A 545-nucleotide genomic window follows, 5' to 3' on the forward strand; every position below is an offset into this window, starting at 1 on the left:
TCAAGCTCCAAAAGAGTATATTTCAAGCAGCTAAATCGGGACAGGATGCAAAGGTAAGAAGGTGGCAACGTCTATTGGTGAAATCATATTATGCCCGGCTCCTAGCAGTGCGACGAGTAACCCAAGATAATCAAGGCAAGAAAACAGCCGGAATCGATGGAGTAAGAGCAATCTCTCCAAGACAAAGGTTAGAACTTGTCAAAAACATTAAGGGAAATCTCAAACCAAAACCACTGCGAAGGGTGTGGATTCCAAAACCTGGTAGGGATGAAAAAAGCTGGAATAGGCATACCCACAATCCAAGACAGAGCAAGGCAAGCCTTGGTTAAGTCGGCTCTCGAACCTGAATGGGAATCGAGATTTGAGGGCACGAGCTATGGGTTCCGACCCGGACGGTCAGCACAAGATGCAATAAGTAGAATATATATTGCCATAAATCAAGGACAATACTATGTTCTTGATGCTGATATAGCAAAATGCTCTTACCGTGAACCATGATTACCTATTGTCCAAAATTCATTGTCCAAGCAGCTTGAAGAGAGACC

Annotated in this window: 2 protein-coding genes; both read left to right on the top strand. The window is 43.9% G+C overall.

Going from position 1 to position 545, the window contains the following annotated elements:
* On the top strand, window positions 1-329 hold a 329-nt coding region (locus tag P5674_RS25720; RefSeq protein WP_315670476.1), incomplete at its 5' end, for a reverse transcriptase N-terminal domain-containing protein.
* Entirely contained in the window at window positions 268-498 is a 231-nt protein-coding gene (locus P5674_RS25725; RefSeq protein WP_014276756.1) for a reverse transcriptase domain-containing protein, read from the top strand. The genes P5674_RS25720 and P5674_RS25725, both read left to right, overlap by 62 nt.
* Window positions 499-545 lie beyond the last annotated feature (47 nt).

It is taken from the genome of Limnospira sp. PMC 289.06 (genome assembly GCF_032350395.1).
Lineage (GTDB): Bacteria > Cyanobacteriota > Cyanobacteriia > Cyanobacteriales > Microcoleaceae > Limnospira > Limnospira platensis.